General features: G+C 40.3%; 11 protein-coding genes. 8 read left to right on the forward strand and 3 right to left on the reverse strand.

The genetic code is table 11. The features are described 5' to 3' along the window. Window positions 1-67 precede the first annotated feature (67 nt). The gene (gene sthA / locus AC5YCE_RS00375; RefSeq protein WP_496124962.1) at window positions 68-1,483 is read right to left on the reverse strand and encodes a Si-specific NAD(P)(+) transhydrogenase; all 1,416 of its coding nucleotides are present in this window, start codon (window positions 1,481-1,483) and stop codon (window positions 68-70) included. Between the two features lie 209 nt (window positions 1,484-1,692). On the opposite strand from sthA, the gene lipA reads away from it, so the two are divergent. Then, window positions 1,693-2,706 (forward strand): lipoyl synthase, encoded by a 1,014-nt coding sequence (gene lipA / locus AC5YCE_RS00380; protein ID WP_496124963.1) that lies wholly within the window; start codon window positions 1,693-1,695, stop codon window positions 2,704-2,706. Between the two features lie 98 nt (window positions 2,707-2,804). Here lipA and AC5YCE_RS00385 read toward each other — a convergent pair whose 3' ends face one another. Then, window positions 2,805-3,227, reverse strand: a complete 423-nt coding sequence (locus AC5YCE_RS00385) for a hypothetical protein (protein WP_496170323.1) — start codon at window positions 3,225-3,227, stop codon at window positions 2,805-2,807. A gap of 311 nt (window positions 3,228-3,538) precedes the next feature. Between AC5YCE_RS00385 and AC5YCE_RS00390 the strand changes: the two genes are divergently transcribed. The 7 genes from AC5YCE_RS00390 (at window position 3,539) to AC5YCE_RS00420 (ending at window position 12,275) form a co-directional block, all read left to right on the forward strand. Next, a complete protein-coding gene (locus AC5YCE_RS00390; protein ID WP_496170325.1) occupies window positions 3,539-6,040 on the forward strand; it encodes an acyl-CoA dehydrogenase in 2,502 nt (833 codons plus the stop codon). A 488-nt stretch (window positions 6,041-6,528) separates the two neighbouring features. Next, window positions 6,529-7,710: a thiolase family protein gene (locus AC5YCE_RS00395; protein ID WP_496170327.1), complete on the forward strand. Its 1,182-nt coding sequence runs from the start codon at window positions 6,529-6,531 to the stop codon at window positions 7,708-7,710. Window positions 7,711-7,760: 50 nt separating this feature from the next. Then, window positions 7,761-8,156, forward strand: a complete 396-nt coding sequence (locus AC5YCE_RS00400) for a carboxymuconolactone decarboxylase family protein (protein ID WP_496124967.1) — start codon at window positions 7,761-7,763, stop codon at window positions 8,154-8,156. A gap of 494 nt (window positions 8,157-8,650) precedes the next feature. After that, window positions 8,651-9,004, forward strand: a complete 354-nt coding sequence (locus tag AC5YCE_RS00405; protein WP_496170329.1) for a hypothetical protein — start codon at window positions 8,651-8,653, stop codon at window positions 9,002-9,004. A 2-nt stretch (window positions 9,005-9,006) separates the two neighbouring features. Further along, complete coding sequence (locus tag AC5YCE_RS00410) at window positions 9,007-10,788, forward strand: PepSY-associated TM helix domain-containing protein (RefSeq protein ID WP_496170331.1); 1,782 nt, start codon at window positions 9,007-9,009, stop codon at window positions 10,786-10,788. After that, window positions 10,785-11,123: a DUF3325 domain-containing protein gene (locus AC5YCE_RS00415; protein WP_496170333.1), complete on the forward strand. Its 339-nt coding sequence runs from the start codon at window positions 10,785-10,787 to the stop codon at window positions 11,121-11,123. Before AC5YCE_RS00410 ends, AC5YCE_RS00415 begins: the two co-directional genes overlap by 4 nt. A gap of 258 nt (window positions 11,124-11,381) precedes the next feature. Next, a complete protein-coding gene (locus AC5YCE_RS00420; protein ID WP_496170335.1) occupies window positions 11,382-12,275 on the forward strand; it encodes a LysR substrate-binding domain-containing protein in 894 nt (297 codons plus the stop codon). Window positions 12,276-12,464: 189 nt separating this feature from the next. On the opposite strand, the gene AC5YCE_RS00425 is transcribed toward AC5YCE_RS00420, so the two are convergent. Next, window positions 12,465-14,066 (reverse strand): bifunctional 3-(3-hydroxy-phenyl)propionate/3-hydroxycinnamic acid hydroxylase, encoded by a 1,602-nt coding sequence (locus AC5YCE_RS00425; RefSeq protein ID WP_496170337.1) that lies wholly within the window; start codon window positions 14,064-14,066, stop codon window positions 12,465-12,467. Window positions 14,067-14,268: the final 202 nt, after the last annotated feature.

Raw genomic sequence — 14,268 nt, forward strand, 5'->3', positions numbered from 1 at the left:
TAGTCATAAAACCAAAAGCCCGCAAGTTTTCACTCACGGGCTTTGCATTTCTATACCAAACATCAACTTAGAATAAACGGTTCATTCCGTTTAAAGTTGCAACACGGTACGCTTCTGCCATGGTTGGATAGTTGAATGTGGTTTCAACGAAATACTTAATGGTATTTCTGCCACTTTGCATCACAGCTTGTCCAATATGGATAATTTCAGCCGCGTTATTCCCGAAGCAATGCACACCTAAAATTTCTAAAGTATCACGGTGGAACAAAATCTTAAGTTCGCCCACTGTATCGCCTGTAATTTGAGCACGTGCCAAGTGACGGAAGGATGCTTGACCCACTTCATAAGGAATCTTTTCTTCAGTCAACTGTTGTTCAGTTTTACCAATTGAAGAAATTTCAGGAATCGTATAAATCCCTGTTGGGATATCTGTCACAGGAGCAACACCAATTTCACCACTCATGTTCGAACCTGCACAACGACCTTGGTCATAAGCAGCCGAAGCAAGAGATGGCCAACCGATCACATCCCCCGCAGCATAGATATTTTCAACTTCAGTTTGGTATTGATCATTGACTGTTAATTGACCACGACTGTTCGGCGTGATTCCTACATTTTCAAGACCTAAACCATCAGTATTGCCTGAACGTCCGTTACACCACAGGATCGCATCCGCTTTAATCTTTTTACCACTTTGTAAATGCAATACAACGTGATCATCAAAAGTTTCAAGATGATCAATTTGCTCATTATGTCGAATCAGTACACCTTGCTCACGCAAGCGATACGACAATGCATCAGAAATTTCATCATCGAGGTAGCTAAGTAGCTTTGGCTGTGTATTAATCAAATCCACTTTATGATCTAGACCAATAAAGATCGATGCATATTCACAACCAATCACGCCCGCACCGTAAATGATGATTTTTTGGATTGTAAAATCAAGATCCAAAATTTTGTCTGAATCAAATACACGCTTATGATTAAAATCAAGGACCGAAGGACGGTAAGGACGTGAACCTGTAGCGACAACCAATTGCTTGAATACGATGGTTTCCGTCACACCTTCAGGGTTAAAGACCAATACTGTATTTTTGTCTTGAATGTACGCACGACCGTGGAAGATATCGATACGGTTACGATCATAAAAACGTGAATGCGTTTGTACTTGTTGTTGAATGACTTTATGTGCATTTTGCAGCACTTGTTTCATGGTGAACTGTTTCCACTCACCCACTTTTTGAAACATTGGATCACGTTGATAGCGAATAATGCTTGAAACCGTTTGACGTAACGCTTTACTTGGAATTGTACCTACGTGGGTACAGTTACCGCCCAATTGTTCACGTATATCAACGATTGCAACGCGCATGCCTGACTTGGCAAGCTTCATTGCAGCACCTTCACCTGCAGGTCCCGAACCTAAAACAACTGCATCGTATTTTACAAAGGTTCCACTCACGACCTCTTTCTTACGCGCCATTCAATGCTCCTAATGTTCATATCATTTATATCTATACCCTATTATGACTGAATTTATATGACTTTGCTTTATTTCAATTTCATATATTGCTTGATGACGACATTTATTAAATGAATATCGTTTTTACCCCATTTCAATGCAATTTCGTTATACTAATAGCGCTATTTTTTTAAAATATCCCCCGTCCCAAAACAGTGGAATAGTTGAATATGTCTGATAACCGTAAACCAGTACAGGGTGAAAAACTTCGTGGCGCTGAGAAAGTTGCTCGTATACCTGTAAAAGTTATTCCTACGGTTGAAACTCCACGAAAGCCCGATTGGATTCGTGTGAAAATGGCAGCGCCTGAAGAAGTTCAACGTATCAAAACAACATTACGCGCTCAAAAATTACATACCGTTTGTGAAGAAGCTGCTTGCCCGAACCTACCAGAATGTTTCGGTGGTGGTACTGCAACCTTTATGATTATGGGTGATATTTGTACCCGTCGTTGCCCGTTCTGTGATGTGGCCCATGGTCGTCCAAATGCTTTAGATGCAGATGAACCACGCCACATGGCAGAAACCATTGCCAACTTAGGTTTGAAATATGCGGTGATCACTTCTGTAGACCGTGATGATCTATTGGATGGTGGTGCGCAACATTTTGTGGACTGTATTAAAGAAGCACGTGCTTTAAGTCCAACAACCTTATTAGAAATTTTAGTGCCTGACTTCCGTGGTCGTATGGATATTGCCCTACGGATCATGACAGAATGTCCACCTGATGTGTTTAACCACAACATTGAAACTGTGCCTCGTTTATACAAAGCAATGCGTCCAGGTTCTGACTATCAGCATTCACTCAATTTATTGAAAATGTTCAAAGAATACTGCCCAGATATTCCAACTAAATGTGGTTTGATGGTGGGTATTGGTGAAACTGAAGAAGAAGTGATTGCATTACTTGATGACTTGCATGCACACGGCGTGGATTACGTGACCATTGGTCAGTATTTACAGCCTTCAAAAGAGCACGCTCCCATTGACCGCTTTGTAACTCCTGAAGAATTTGAACGTTATACAGCTCATGGTCAAAAATTAGGTTTTCGTAATATTTGGGCAGCGCCGATGGTGCGTTCAAGCTATTTTGCAGATCGTCAATATTATGGCGAGCCTGTGCCAGCAGTCCGCCGTAAAGCAGATCCTGCAAAGAAAATTGCAGTCCAAGTGATCGAAGCTTAATTCTTTTAAACTTCAATAAAAAAGCCCTCTAGAACTGAATTCAGAGGGCTTTTTTATGTCTTTAAATTATTGAAATCAATTTTAGATTGAATCATCAATTAACGACATTGTCCTTCAATGTCACCATTGATTACATTCATGCTGCCTTTAGACGCAACATTACCTGAACAACTTAAATCCCCATCAATCACGGAATTATCGATCACAATAGCAGAACTAGTCTGTTCAAGTTTTACATTGCCTTGAATGGTAGATTTATTGAATTTAATGACTTTGGCTTTCTTGGACTCAATATTTCCATTGACTGTTGCAGCATTTAAAATCAAAGTAGCGCCTGTTAAGGCTTCAATATTGCCATTGACCATCGTTCCATTTAAAACACAGACCGCATTGGCTGGAATTTTCAAATTATCATTGACCATATTGTTACTCATGGTTTTAGAGCAAGTCGCAGCAAAGCCTAAAGTACATGACGCCGATAAAGTCGTCAGCAGTGCAATCCGTTGATATAAATTGTTCATGCTTTTCAATCCATCCAATTATTATTAAAAAATTAATGTTAAATATTTTAGATATATAAAATGTTACAGCTAATACATTAAGTGAGTTTTCACTCTACATATGTATCCTTTTGGTTCTAGACCATACTTCTTTTTGATTTATAACCTACACTAGACATTGATTAAAAAATAAACTTTCGAAAAATTCATTTCTAAATCCTTCAGTTGAGCTTCATTAAGCCACTATAGAAAAGCTTCATTCAAATAACTTTTAATTTTCTATTGCTCAACTCAAGACCATCCAACCTAAATTCGAAATGCGGAGTGGTTATATGTCTTTTGTGCTTTTTCTTATCGCGATACTGATTCAGATTTTTATATTATGGCTGATCTTTTTCTGCTCGTTGTCTCGGACTTCTGGTTCAATCTTGACCATTATTGTGTCGATTGCAACAGCCATACTCAGTCCTTGGTCACTATTGCTAGGTCTCCCGCTGATACTCATCAGTCTGATTATGATGATTGATCCGTTACGCATGGCAATCATCACTAAACCTGCTTATAAAACGTTAGCCAATGCCATGCCGAGTATGAGCACCACGGAGCGAGAAGCTTTGGATGCAGGAACCAGTTGGTGGGAAAAAGAGCTGTTTATGGGGGCACCCGACTGGAAAAAATTTGATGCCTATCCTTATCCGACCCTTTCAATCGAGGAACAATCATTCTTAGACAACGAAGTGCAGCAGCTCTGCGCGATGCTGAATGAATGGGAAATCCATCATCATTTAAAAGATTTACCACCTGAAGTATGGGCGTTCATTAAAGAAAAAGGTTTTCTAGGCTTAATCATTCCTAAAGAATATGGCGGTAAAGCCTTTAGCTCATTTGCACAAAGTCGCATCATGAGCAAAATCGCTTCGCGCTCACTCACGACCGCTGTCAGCTGTATGGTGCCGAACTCACTTGGACCGGGTGAATTATTACTTCATTATGGTACAGAAGAGCAAAAAAATCGGTATTTACCGGGTTTAGCCAAAGGTGAAGAAATTCCTTGTTTCGGTTTAACCAGCCCTGAAGCAGGATCGGACGCAGGTGCCATTCCAGATACAGGTGTGGTGTGTTATGGAGAATTTGAAGGCAAACAAGTGCTCGGACTACGCATGAATTTCTCCAAACGTTGGATTACGCTTGCACCCATTGCCACAGTGGTCGGTTTAGCGTTCAAGCTCTATGACCCAGAAGGTTTATTGGGTGATAAATCAAAAACTGAATATGGCATTACCTGTGCGCTATTGCCTGCTGATCATGACGGTGTCAAGGTCGGCGCAAGACATAATCCCGGCTCACCCTTTATGAATGGTACGGTGGATGGAAAGGATGTCTTTATCCCACTCGATTGGATTATTGGTGGGGTTAAAAATGCAGGTAAAGGTTGGCGTATGCTGATGGAATGCCTTGCAGTAGGGCGTGGTATCTCCCTGCCTGCTCTATCTACCGCTGCGGGTGAAATGAGTTATTTAACAGTCGGTGCATTTGCCAAAATCCGTCAACAATTCAAAATTTCAGTCGGTAAATTTGAAGGTGTTCAAGAAGCGACGAGTGATATTGCTTCGGACACCTATATGCTGGAAGCGTTTAGATATTTAGTCACGTGTGGTCTCAATCAAGGCGGTAAACCTGCGGTGATGACCGCTATGGCCAAATACTATGCCACGGAAACCATGCGTAAAGTGGTGAATCATGGCATGGATGTGGTCGGTGGGCGTGCCATTCAAATGGGGCCACGTAACTTTTTGGCTTTAAATTATCAAGCGATTCCTGTTTCCATCACGGTTGAAGGTGCCAATATTCTGAGTCGTTCTTTGATGATTTTTGGTCAAGGTTCTATGCGTTGTCACCCTTATCTATTTGAAGAATTACAGCTTTTACAAGCTGAGGATAAAGACACTGCATTAAATACTTTTAATGAGATGCTGTACAAACATTTAGGTTATACCTTTAACCGTACCGCGCGTTCTTTTGCCTATGGCTATATCGGTGGACCTTCGGATGCCTCTGAAAAATCCGATGCATTTAGTCGTCCTTATTATAAAACCATCAATCGTCTCAGTGCCAACTTCGCCTTGACTGCTGATATGTGCTTAGGTTTATTGGCGGGTGATATCAAACGTAAAGAGATGCTGTCAGGTCGTCTTGCCGATATTCATTCGAATTTATTTATTGCGACAGCGATCTTAAAATTTTATGAATATGGACAACGTACAGAAGCCGAACAGATCCATGCGCAGTTGGCTTTAGAAAAAGCCTTATTTAATGCACAAGAAGCATTCTTTGGACTATTTGATAATTTCCCAATCAAACTTGCATCGGGACTGATTAAATTGATTTGCTTCCCACTGGGTCGCCCGGTACAAAAACCGAGTGACAAACTTAAACTGCAAGCGGGCGAATTGATCATGCAAGAAAATGCCTTCCGCGATCAACTGAAACAGCATGTTTATTACAGCACAGACGCAGATGATGTCACAGGTCGTATGGAATCAACTTTCCTGATGTTGCTTGAAGTCGAGGAGCTTTGGAATAAGTTCAAAAAGGCTGAATCTAAAGGACAGTTTGAAGGTTTAACTTTTGAAGCCCACATCGAGGCGGCTTTGAAGACAAACTTTATCAATCAAGCGGAAGCTGATCAGTTGACGACTTACAATGCCAAACGCTTTGATAGCATGTTGACCGATATTTTTGATATTGAGCTGAATCAACATTTAGATTTAGAGAATCCGCATCTCAATCAGTCTGATCCACAGAATGGAGCCCCCTCTACTCAAACATTATAGCGAGATACAGTTGAGCCAAATGACGTGCTTCTACTGGTCTGCATCGTTTTATAGAGCATTATGATTTTGAAACACGATAACTATTAATTTTTTAATTTTTAGAGAAAAACGGCTTAAAGAAGCCGTTTTTTTATTAAGAAATATTGATAAATCGTCCAGATGAATACTTTCGGCTGACTTATGCTGTGTTCAGCATCATTTTTTTATTCATTTAGAAAATATTCCCTCTTTGCTTAGCACATAAACTTTGACTTTAGTGCAATGGTAATCAAAGCAAAAACTGTCAAAATAAATTTCATTGCAAATTAATGAATCATTATTCATTTTTTATGATATGGTTTTATCCATAAAATGAGTGAGTTTCGCTTTGGTTGAAAATCAAGATAACGCGAAGAGAATTTGGTTTATAAAAAGCTTAAGCATGGCATCAAGGGTCTATGGACTCAGTATTGAATAATGCAAGATCGAATAATTTAATGGAGAAAATAATGAGTCAAGACATCGTGATTGTGGCAGGAAGCCGTACAGCAATGGGAAGTTTCCAAGGTAGCCTTGCAAGTTTAACCGCTCCTCAGCTTGGTGCTGAGTCAATCAAATCTGCCCTCGCGCGCGCCAATGTTTTAGCTGAAAATGTTGATGAAGTGATTATGGGTTGTGTCCTTCCAGCAGGTTTAAAACAAGGTCCTGCACGCCAAGCGATGCGTATTGCTGGTATCCCAGATCATGTCGGTGCAACAACAATCAATAAAATTTGTGGTTCAGGTATGAAAGCGGTCATGCAAGCTGCAGATGCAATCAAAGCTGGCTCTGCGAAACTGGTTATTGCTGGGGGTATGGAGTCAATGAGTAATGCACCCTATCTGATGGACAAAGCACGTGCGGGCTTCCGTATGGGGCATGGCAAAGTCACCGATCACATGTTTCAAGAAGGCTTGGAAGATGCAGAAACAGGACTCTCGATGGGTGTATTGGCTCAGGAAATGGCGAATAAAAAATCCTATACCCGCGCACAACAAGATGAATTTGCCATTCGCTCTTTAACACGCGCACAACATGCAACTGAACAAGGTTATTTCAAAGATGAAATTACACCTGTAACCGTCAGTGGCCGCAAAGGTGATGTGACTGTTGCTCAAGATGAAAATCCATTCAATGCCAAAATAGATAAAATTCCAACGCTTCGTCCTGCTTTTGCCAAAGATGGCACCATTACCGCAGCCAATGCCAGCTCCATCAGCGATGGATCATCTGCATTTGTGGTAACTTCAGCTGAATATGCTACAGCACAAGGTTTAAGCACTTTAGCAAGCATTAAAGCCTATGCGAGCCATTCACAACACCCGTCTGAATTTACCATTGCACCCGTGGGTGCCATTGAGAAAGTTTTAGCAAAAACTGGATGGTCTGTTGCAGATGTTGATTTGTGGGAAATTAATGAAGCCTTTGCCATGGTGACCATGGCAGCGATTGACGCCTTTGATCTAGATATTGAAAAAGTAAACATCAATGGCGGTGCATGTGCCCTAGGCCATCCATTGGGTTCTTCTGGTTCACGTATTATTTTAACGCTCATTTATGCATTAAAGCGTTTAGGAAAAACCAAAGGCATTGCAACATTATGTATTGGTGGTGGTGAAGCCACTGCGATTGCCATTGAGATTCCAGCCTAATTTTTGATTCAACAACGCATCTTCGGATGCGTTTTTTTAGAGAGCTTAAAATGTCAAAACAAGATTATGAAAATGGTTTGAAAGTTCGAACAGAAGTCATGGGCGAATCTTTTGTAAAACGTGCTCAAGACAATACCGTTCCTTTTACTCAACCTCTACAAGACTGGATCAATGAACATGCTTGGGGTTCAACATGGCAACGTGAAGGCGTATTACCGCGTAAATATCGTTCGCTCATTACCATTGCATTTTTAACGGCGCAAAAAAGCCCGATGGAACTCAAAGGTCATGTTCGTGGTGCATTGAATAACGGCGCAACCGTTGAAGAAATACAAGAAGTCTTACTGCATAGTTTGCCTTATTGTGGTGCGCCTACAACGCAAGAAGCCTTTCGAGCAGCCTTAGAAGTGATTCAAGAATATCAACAGAATGAGGGCAATGCATAAATGAAGACAATGCATAAAATTTCGTTCATTGATCTTAACGTTTAAAATATTCTAGATCTTAAAATCTGCATACTTTGAGACTCAACCTTGAAATTAAGCATTGAAACTAGACTTTAAAATTAAACTTTAAAGCTATGGTTTTAAACTCAGCTGATTTCAGCATTTATGATTGAAATCAGCTTTGCGTACCCCTATACATTTCACTCTTGCTCACTCTCCCATTTTAAAGATACTTGGATTCCTTCATTTTTTATATACATTGTTTACAGCCAATTAAAGTGAACCAACATTTTTAGTGTTTAAAGTCCGTATTATCACCCTACTTAAAAATGCAACTAATCAGTAACTTTTAGTCTTTTTTTAAAGCACGATACTTCGGATTAAATCGATTTTTAGGTTCATAATTATTCATTAACACAAATTCTCCTATTCTAAACTGTAATAATAATTGTTATCATTTGCATTAATTACACCTTTTCACAATTGATAGTTCTATGTCTAGCACTGAATTTGAGTTACAGAGTACGCCTTCTATAACGACCAAATCCCAAAAAACCAAAACTAAAACGAAACCTGAACTAACTCCCTATCGCATCATGATTGCCTATCGATTTCTATTGGCTTCTGTCGGTGGATACGTTCTTGCATCACTTTCAGCTGTGGTCATTGCTCAGTATTTCGCCGCATATCAATCCAGCGCAGCGATGGCTGCAACTTTGATTGCGTTTAGCCTCAGTTGTGCAGCTTTTATTTGGGTGTTTATGGTCAATAAAACCCTCAAAGCCAGTCTAGGCATCATGATTCCAAGCCTGATTTTATTTATTTGCTATAAGGCCATGGGTAACTAAAAATGAGAATAGATGGAAAAGTCGAAGGTCCTCGCCAATCCATGTCTTGGTTACATACTTGGTCAAGTTTGATTCTGGGTTGGCTGCTGTATGCAATTTTCTTAACAGGAACACTGAGTTTTTTTCAAACTGAAATCACCACATGGATGAAACCTGAGTTCCATCAGTCTGTTCCGAGTCAATCACAAATTCAACATACCCAAGTGGCGTTAAATTATTTACAAGAACATCACGCCAATGCAGGTAGTTGGACGATTCAACTGCCCAATTCACGTCAAAATGTCACGACACTGAATATTCGTAAAACAGGCGAAGACCCACGTGCACGCCGTGGTGGTGAACGGGTTACGATTGATAGTCGTACAGGCGAAGTTCTAGAAGCACGTGAAACGCGTGGCGGTAGTTTCCTTTATCGTTTCCACTTTGAACTTTATGGTATGCCACGCATTTGGTCTCGTTGGATCGTGGGTATTGCCACCATGTTCATGTTGGTGGCGATTGTCAGCGGCATCATTACCCATAAGAAAATTTTCAAAGATTTCTTTACATTCCGATCAGGTAAAGGGCAACGCTCTTGGTTAGATGCACATAATGCGACCGCAGTATTTGCACTTCCCTTCCATATCATGATTACTTTTAGTGGATTGCTTTTATTGCTCTTCACCATCATGCCTTGGGGTGTTAATCAGATTTATGAAAATCGCGGTGCTTTCTTACAAGATCAGCGACGTTCTTTAATAGAACAAAATACTGAAAATCAGCCAGAACAAACGGCTCGTGGTGAAAATTCAACGCGTGGTGAAACCCCTAATCGTGAACTCAATGCTAATCGTCAATCTGCCATGGGAGAAAATACCCAAGCACGTGGCGAAGTAAGTGAACAGCACCGTAGTCGAGGTGAAGGACGTGGTAAAAATAAAGAGCGTTCTCAACCTGCACCCTTAGCTGATTTGGCGCCAATCTTGACGCAAGCTCAAGAGAAATGGAAAGACAATCCTGTTGCGAGCATTAGCATCACCGCACCAAATACCACCAAAGCTAAAATTGAACTACGTGCGCTTAATGCAGTGAGTGTGGCGCATCGTGGTGTTTATGAAACTTTAGACTTCAATGGCGTTACAGGTCAAAACATTACGGATGAATCTGCCAAGTTAAAAAATCCATCGATTCCGAACGGAATATATAATGTCGTGACTGTTTTGCATGAAGCTCGCGGTGTCGATTTGGCCTTGCGTTGGATCTTATTCCTATCCGGTGTTGTCGGCACCATTATGATCGCGACAGGCTTGATTTTATGGTGTGTAAAACGTGCGCCTCAACAACAAAAACAAGGCTTTAAATCTTTTGGATATCGTGTGGTTGAAGTGACCAACATTGCTGCCATTATTGGATTGCCGATTGCCTGTGCTGCATATTTTTATGCCAATCGTTTCATCCCTGCTGATCTACCTATGCGACTTAACTGGGAAATCCGAACCTTCTTTATCGTATGGCTGTTGACCCTAATTTATGCGGCGTGTCGTACACATCGTCAAGCATGGTTAGAACTTTTAATGATTGCCACCATTGCTTTTGCACTCTTACCAATCATGAACTTTATGACTGGTGGTCAAGCGCTGTGGAATACCATTACCAATGGTCAATGGGTGATTGCTTCATTCGACTTAGCGATGTGGGTATTGGCTGCATTATTCTTCTTTAGCTTCATTAAAGTTAAAAACCACAAAGGCTTAGCCGCTAAAAATGGCAAAGTAGCGCCCCATGTTGAGGAGCAAGACGGATGATTTTCTTCTTCATGATTTGGTCGATTTGCTCCGTTGGTCTTTTTGCCTTGGCAACTTCAATGGAAAAACACCAAAAACAAATCTTTGGTCAAAAGCTTCCGAGCAAAAAAATACGACTTGCGACTATTTTAGGTTGGGTTTTACTCATCATTGCGCTGATCCTCAGCATCCAACACGCTCAGCTCAGTAATATGATTAGCTATTGGATTGGTGTAATCACTTTTGCAAGCTTATGGGTTGGACTGAGTCTGAGTTATTTTGAATCGAAAGTGAAACAGATTTGGATCGCCACAGGCATCATTGCGATCATCAGTCTGATTTTGTATTTCATCTAAAAATCATTTAAAACTTCAACACATTGAATTGATTCATTAAAAAAAGGTTCGCTCATCTCAATATGAGTGACCTTTTTTTAAATTTCATTTCAGAATTCAGCAATATCACGATAAAGCCTAATGCATAGAGTTTGCTGGAATCTCCAACATTGCAATCAAATTTTCAATCATGCTCTAACTATGCTCTTTCCTTTCATTCGCATTTGAAAACCAACACGATATAATTCACGTTCATTTTTTCATTCATCAGGCTGTTACATGGAACTTCGACATTTACGCTATTTTATTTGTATTGCCGAAGAACTGAATTTTACCCGTGCCTCTGAAAAGCTTTTTATCGCACAGCCTTCATTAAGCCAACAAATCAAAGACCTTGAAAATGAATTAGGTTGCCTATTATTCTCACGTAAAAACCGTTCGCTCAGCCTGACTGAAGAAGGACAACAATTTTATCGGGATGCAAAACATATTGTAGAGCTGTCTCAACAAGCCATTCAAAATGTAAAAACCATCAGTGATGCCAAAAAGAATAAGCTTAATATCGGCTTCCTACCGATTGCTGAAATGAAAATATTTCCCTATGTCATGCCGATCATCCGCGCGCAGCAAGAACAGTTGGATATTCAATTTCATAGCTTGAGTTGTCTGGCTCAAATCCAAGCTTTAAAAGACAATAAAATTGATGTTGCCTTTACCCGTCAATGCATCAATGATGAGCATATCGCTTCAATCGAATTATTTAATGAACCGTTGGTTTTACTTATTCCTAGCCAATCTCCTTTTGCACAGACTGAGTTGATTTCAAAAGAAGATTTGATACAACAAAAGTTTATTCTCAGTGAAGAAATGGCTTCACCAGTACTTTTTCAAAAGACCCAACAGATTTTTCAAAATTTAAATGCCACGATGCAGATCTCACAGCATTCGAGTAATATTTTGATGAATGTCAATTTGGTCGGTATGCAGATGGGCTGGACGATCGTTCCAGCTTACGTGGAAGACTTCTTAGGACCGAATGTTATGATTAAAAAAACATCTGTTCCCCTACCCAATATTGGACTGTATTTGAACTACCGTAAAAATGATGAAAGTGATCGTTTAAAGTTAGTCAAATCTATTCTGAGTCAACATTTTCATTGTGATATCTTTTAATCCCTCATTGAGCTATTTAGAAATATATTCATTTTAATAAGAAAGTGAATACCTAAAAAAGCCTGCAATCAATACAGGCTTTTTTTAAGGTATTTCGTCCCGTCCTGAAATAAGTTTACTTAACGGTTTTCATCGAGAGATTTTGAAAATACATTTCATCTCAAATGAAACTTTAGGTTCAAAATACGATTAAACACCTAACTTTTCAAAAATGGCTTGGCTGGTTTGTTCACTAATTTGTGGAATTGCCAAAGCAGCAACAAACTTATCTGGACGTAAGAACACCATTGAATCACTAGTTTTGCCAAACCAAGCACGAATGGCATGCTCAGTATCGCCTAAAGTCAGAACGTCATCATTTTCTTGAGGCGTGGTAGGCAACTGCTCAGGTGGAATCACTTTGATAAATTTTACACCGAGTGCTTTCCACTTCGCCAATGTCTGAGGTTTTAAGCCCCAAGTTGGGTTGACCCCCCAAGCAATCACGGCAAAATCAGTCCCAATAAACTCATCCAGTAATTGAACTTTGCCTGAACTGTCCTGCATTTTGGGCTGAATAAACATTTTCCCAATCGCAGAAGTTTTGTTCACTTGACCGACCAACACGCCTGCTTTGTACTGTGGCATCGGTTTAAAACGCATTTCCAATAAATATTGCTTCGCAGGTTTGATGTAATTCAATACATAAGAAATCGCATCACGCGCGGTACCTTGCCATTTCTTCGGTGGCGCAAGTACATGACCTGCAGTGACTGATAAATCAATCATGGCTTTAGCATGGTCATGACGTTCGACTTGATACGTATCCAATACTTTTTCTGAAACTTTGCCTTGCACAACCATGGCAAGTTTCCATGACAAGTTAAATGCATCACGTAAGCCACTATTATAACCCTGACCTTGCCATACGGGCATGATGTGGGCTGCATCACCTGCCAACAGTACGCGACCCTCTCTGAAACGACTGGCGATACGGGCATTGTGGGTATAAACACGATTACGAATCACATCGATATTTTCAGTGTTCGGCAATACTTTAGACAGTAATTTTGCCATATTTTCAGGTTGGCTCAATTCTTCTTGAGTTTCGCCTGGCATCACCATAAATTCGAAACGGCGAATACCATGTGGCAAAGCTGCTGATACATATGGACGCACAGGATCACAGCATAAATAGATATGTGGCGTTGCTAATGGATCATTGGCGATGTCCACGACAATCCATTGATTTGGCGCAGTTTTCCCTTCAAATGGAATATTGAGCATACGGCGTACGTAGCTGTTCCCGCCATCACATGCAACCAAATATTTTGCAGTGATGACTTCAATCTCGCCATCTTTATTTTGTACTTGAACTTCAACATGATCTTGGAATTGTTTAAATGTTTGCACGCTACGTGAAAAACGAACCTCTACATTTTTAAAACGCTCTAAACCTTCCAGTAATACAGCATCAACCAAGGGTTGAACAAATGCATTACGGCGAGGCCAACCAAATTCACGTGTTTTGGGTTGAATATCTGCAAAACAACGACCTGAAGGCGTTAAAAAACGCATCGCATGGTCAGGCGTGGTATGTGGTAAAACTTGATCAATCAAACCGACTGATTGAAGGGTTCTGAGTGACTCATCATCAATACCAATCGCACGTGGATAGTCAATCAACTGATCCAACTGCTCTACGACTGTCACATTAACGCCCGATTGTCCTAGACCATTGGCAATGGTTAAGCCGACTGGGCCTGCACCAATAATAATCACGTCAGTGCTATATTTTTTTGCTGTCGTCATGTCAAAACTCCTCAATTGAGGCTATTAAGCATGTTTTTAGCGATAGGAAAAAGTTATGCAAAAGTCTTATAAAATCTACTAAAAGCATCAAATACGACCATTTTTAGTATTTTTACCATCAAATCAGCAATCAACGATAGGCTTGAGTTATCGTTGGATTCGTATTTCATATCGTTATTTGACAAGACTCTAAGTCATCACA

This window comes from Acinetobacter sp. CY79, assembly GCF_059515845.1.

Excerpts from the sequence above, each read along its gene's own strand:
- AC5YCE_RS00385 (WP_496170323.1), bottom strand. The coding sequence starts at position 3,227 with ATGAACAATTTATATCAACGGATTGCACTGCTGACGACTTTATCGGCG.
- AC5YCE_RS00405 (WP_496170329.1), top strand. The coding sequence starts at position 8,651 with ATGTCTAGCACTGAATTTGAGTTACAGAGTACGCCTTCTATAACGACC.
- sthA (WP_496124962.1), bottom strand. The coding sequence starts at position 1,483 with ATGGCGCGTAAGAAAGAGGTCGTGAGTGGAACCTTTGTAAAATACGAT.
- AC5YCE_RS00410 (WP_496170331.1), top strand. The coding sequence starts at position 9,007 with ATGAGAATAGATGGAAAAGTCGAAGGTCCTCGCCAATCCATGTCTTGG.
- lipA (WP_496124963.1), top strand. The coding sequence starts at position 1,693 with ATGTCTGATAACCGTAAACCAGTACAGGGTGAAAAACTTCGTGGCGCT.
- AC5YCE_RS00390 (WP_496170325.1), top strand. The coding sequence starts at position 3,539 with ATGTCTTTTGTGCTTTTTCTTATCGCGATACTGATTCAGATTTTTATA.
- AC5YCE_RS00395 (WP_496170327.1), top strand. The coding sequence starts at position 6,529 with ATGAGTCAAGACATCGTGATTGTGGCAGGAAGCCGTACAGCAATGGGA.
- AC5YCE_RS00400 (WP_496124967.1), top strand. The coding sequence starts at position 7,761 with ATGTCAAAACAAGATTATGAAAATGGTTTGAAAGTTCGAACAGAAGTC.
- AC5YCE_RS00425 (WP_496170337.1), bottom strand. The coding sequence starts at position 14,066 with ATGACGACAGCAAAAAAATATAGCACTGACGTGATTATTATTGGTGCA.
- AC5YCE_RS00415 (WP_496170333.1), top strand. The coding sequence starts at position 10,785 with ATGATTTTCTTCTTCATGATTTGGTCGATTTGCTCCGTTGGTCTTTTT.
- AC5YCE_RS00420 (WP_496170335.1), top strand. The coding sequence starts at position 11,382 with ATGGAACTTCGACATTTACGCTATTTTATTTGTATTGCCGAAGAACTG.